The sequence below is a fragment of the Martelella sp. genome, assembly GCF_984369615.1.
Genome location: NZ_CFHTCS010000405.1, coordinates 1 through 3,701 on the forward strand (window position 1 = coordinate 1; position 3,701 = coordinate 3,701).

Here is a 3,701-nt window from a genome sequence, read left to right on the forward strand (position 1 = left end):
AAACACCGATCAGTCGACTCGGCATGAACCGAGACAACCTCTTGAGGCTCCACAGTTAGAGCGTCCTTTGTGCGTCCGAACGGACGCACGGCGCTCTAGGACCTTTTGCGGCAACGAGAAAGCCGGCGGGCCTGGGGAGGCGCGCCGGCTTTTTGTTCGTTCAGCGGCGGTCGAAGCGCCGTTCGCCCGGTCGCATGGATGGGCCGGGGCGCACGGGTCCCGGGCCGTAATAGGGCGGGCGGGCGCCCGGCGGCGGACGATGCGGCGGACGATGCGGCGGCGGTGCCGCATGCGGTGGCGGACGGTAGGGCGGCGGGGCTGCGTGCGGCGGCGGCGCGCCCCAGCCCGGACGATAACCGGGCGGCGGACGCCATCCGGGCGGCGGTCCGCCCCAGCCCGGCGGCGCGCGCCAGCCGGGCGGCGGCCGATAGGGCCTTGGCGGCGGCGGCGGCGGGTAGCGGTTCCAGGCCCCGTACCAGGGATAGCCGCGATAGTAATTGTTCCAGTAGGACTGGGAGAAGGCGGTGACGGCGATGCCGGTGGCAAAGGCTATTCCCGGCGTCAGCACCTGGCGTTGACCCTGATAGGGCACCTTCATGTAGCGCGCGGCAAGCCATCCGCGATAATTGGCGTAGGACACGTCGCACCAGCTGTAGTCGGCAAGGCAGCCATTATTGGCGATCGCCGCGCCCGCCGGCACGACGGTGACCACCGGATAGGAGGTTGACGGGCCGGCACGCAGGTTGACGCTGGTCGTCGCATAGGCGTTCACCGACTGGGCCTCGGCCTGAACGGCGAAAAGCGTCGCGGCGAGCGCGAGGCCGGTTGAGGTGATGAAGGCGCGGAGTTTCATGTTTCTGCTCCCCGTTGGGCGATGAGATCCAGTCTAGACCAGCAGGCTGAAACGGGGATGAACGAAATGTCGCGCCTCTCGGCGCGCACCGGTCTCAGATCCGGTCGAGCCCGTAGGCGTGATAGCCATAGAGCCAGTCGAGTTCGCCCGCGAGCGCTTCGGGCGAGCGTAGCTTCAGCACGATATCGCGGCCGATGCGAATGGGTCCTGACGCGTGATAGGCGAACTTGTTGAAGCCGGTGCGCTTGCGCAGCGCCGCAAGGCGCGGCTTGCGATGGGCGACGAAAGCCTCGAAGGCCTGGGGCGCTTCCATGCCGGCGAGGAAGGCGGCCAGTTCGAAACCATCCTCGATCGCCATTGCCGCCCCTTGCGCGGAAAATGGCATCAGCGCGTGGGCGGCATCGCCGATCACAATTGTGTCGCTGCCGTTGTGCCAGTTGCCTTCGCCCGCCTCGTAGAGCGGCCAGAAGGTTGGCTTGTCAGCGGAAAACAGCCGGGTCAGCTCCGGGTTCCAGCCCTTGAAGTGGCGCTCCAGCGCCGTTTTCCAGCTACTGTCGACCTCGGTGTGCCAGGCTTCCCCGGCGCTTGCGCCGGCGGCGATGGCGACGAGGTTGAAGCCGCCGACATCGCGCAGCGGATAGGCGACGAGATGGGCCATCGGTCCCATGAAGGCGGTCACGCTGTCGCGCTCGAGAAAGCCGGGCGCGTCTTCGGAAGAGAGCACGAAGCGCCAGGCGATATTGCCGGAAAAGCGCGCTTCCGGCGCGCCCTTGATCTGACGCCGGCTGTGCGACCAGACGCCGTCGGCGCAGATGATGATATCGGCGGGTTTTTCCGTCCTGCCGGAAAGCGCTGCCCTGTTCGCCTTGTCGATGCGGGCGCCGAGCCTGAGGGTTGCGAGCGGTTCATCCGCGACGGCGTGTTTGAGCGCCGATTGCAGCGTCGCGCGGTGCAGCGTGCCATAGGGCGCGCCCCAGCGCTTGCGCGCCTCGCCGACGGGAACGTGCGCGAGCTCCCTGAGCGTCAGGCCCGAGGCCAGCGCCACTTTCTTCGGCTCCCGCCACTGCCCCTCGAGCCGGCCGAGAACGCCGATCTTCGCCAGGCAGCGCGAGGCATTGGGAGAAATTTGCAGACCGGCGCCGACTTCGGCGAGCGCATCCGCCTGCTCGAAGATCTCGCTGGAAATGCCGTGCCGGGCAAGCGCCAGAGCGGCCGTCAGGCCGGAAATGCCGGCGCCGACAATGGCTGCGTGTGAAATCGTCATCTTCTCCTCCCGACCCGTCGCCGCGCCATGACGAGACTGGCGCTGACCGAGGGCTAGGTCAGGCGGCGTCGACGCGGTAGGCGCAGCCGGGCGGGTTGGTCTCTTCGCCGTGAAGGGCCGGCGAGAACTTGTAGAGCGTCGAGCAATAGGAACAGACCGCCTCGTCGTCATCGCCCATGTCGATGAAGATATGCGGATGGTCGAACGGTGCGGACGCGCCGACGCACATGAATTCCTTGACGCCGATCTCGATGGTCCTGTGTCCTTCGTCATTCTTGAAATGGGCGATCGCGTGGCCAGCCATAATTGTCTCCGGTTCCTTGAGCTTTCGGCCCGGACACTATAACTCTTCGCGGCAAATGTGTAGTACCCGAATTGCGATGGCGGGCGGTTTTGAACCACCCTTTTGCCGGGGTCTTTCGGGCAGAAGTCGACAACGGAGACGGCCGCGATGAACCTCAACCTTCCGCAGTTCAGATCGTTTGAACATGACGGGCTCGAACTCGCCTTTTTCGACGAGGGCGCGGGCGCGCCGGTGCTGCTGATCCACGGCTTCGCCTCGACGGCGGCCGTCAACTGGGTGCATCCGGGCTGGCTGAAGACGCTTGGCGATGCCGGCTACCGGGTGATCGCGATCGACAATCGCGGCCACGGCCAAAGCGACAAGCCGCATGACCCCGAGGTGTATTATCCTGCGCTAATGGCCGGAGACGCGGCGGCGCTGCTCGAGCATCTCGAAATCGAAAGCGCCCATGTGATGGGCTATTCGATGGGCGCGCGGATCTCGGCCTATCTGGCGCTCGCCCATCCGCAAAAGGTGCGCTCGCTCGTCTTCGGCGGCCTCGGCATCGGCCTTTGCGACGGGGTGGGCGACTGGGACGCGATCGCGGCGGCCCTGAGGGCGCCTTCGCTCGATGACGTCACCGACGAGAAGGGACGCATGTTCCGCGCCTTTGCCGACCAGACGAAGAGCGACCGCCTGGCCCTTGCCGCCTGCATCGAAACCTCGCGCCAGAACATTGCGCGGGACGAGATCGGAAAGATCGCGGCGCCGACGCTGATCGGCGTCGGCACGAAGGACGATCTGGCGGGCTCGCCGCAGACGCTGGCAGGGCAGATGCAGAACGCGATCGCGCTCGATATTCCCAATCGCGACCACATGCTGGCCGTCGGCGACAAGGTGTTCAAGAAGGCCGTTCTGGAATTCCTTGCGCGCGAGAACGGCGGCTGACACGAAAAACTGACCGCGGGCGCATTTGTAATCGGCTCGCAGTGATCTATATTTGCGCCCGAACAGAAGCGACTTCGTTGGAAGGACAGGCGCGCGGCGCCCGAACCACAGGAGGCCACGATGGCCGCACATCCCGACAAGACCGGTCACGAGACCAGCCTGAAGGCCGTCGACCCGATCTGGGCGAGCCTCAGGGCCGAGGCGGAATACGCGCTTGAGAAGGACCCGATCCTCGCCGCCTTTCTCTATTCGACGATACTGAACCACACATCGCTTGAGGATTGCGTCGTCTACCGCATCTGCGAGCGGCTCGATCATCCGGACGTCCAGGCGATCCTGCTGCGCCAGACCTT

General features: G+C 65.8%; 5 protein-coding genes. 2 read left to right on the top strand and 3 right to left on the bottom strand.

The annotated features are described in order from the left end of the window. Nucleotides 1–160: 160 nt before the first annotated feature. From AC5DC2_RS21165 to AC5DC2_RS21175, 3 genes are all read right to left on the bottom strand, one after another. Entirely contained in the window at nt 161–853 is a 693-nt protein-coding gene (locus AC5DC2_RS21165; protein WP_491699915.1) for an SH3 domain-containing protein, read from the bottom strand. Between the two features lie 94 nt (nt 854–947). Beyond that, nucleotides 948–2,117, bottom strand: a complete 1,170-nt coding sequence (locus AC5DC2_RS21170; RefSeq protein WP_491699916.1) for an FAD-dependent monooxygenase — start codon at nt 2,115–2,117, stop codon at nt 948–950. A gap of 58 nt (nt 2,118–2,175) precedes the next feature. Next, entirely contained in the window at nt 2,176–2,421 is a 246-nt protein-coding gene (locus AC5DC2_RS21175) for a zinc-finger domain-containing protein (RefSeq protein ID WP_024707472.1), read from the bottom strand. Between the two features lie 147 nt (nt 2,422–2,568). On the opposite strand from AC5DC2_RS21175, the gene AC5DC2_RS21180 reads away from it, so the two are divergent. Both AC5DC2_RS21180 and AC5DC2_RS21185 read left to right on the top strand, forming a co-directional pair. Continuing rightward, nucleotides 2,569–3,348 carry an alpha/beta fold hydrolase gene (locus AC5DC2_RS21180; RefSeq protein WP_024707471.1) on the top strand — a complete coding sequence of 260 codons (780 nt, stop codon included), beginning with the start codon at nt 2,569–2,571 and terminating at the stop codon, nt 3,346–3,348. 120 nt (nt 3,349–3,468) lie between these two features. After that, nucleotides 3,469–3,701: serine acetyltransferase domain-containing protein (locus tag AC5DC2_RS21185; protein WP_491699917.1), on the top strand; the 233-nt coding region annotated here is incomplete at its 3' end.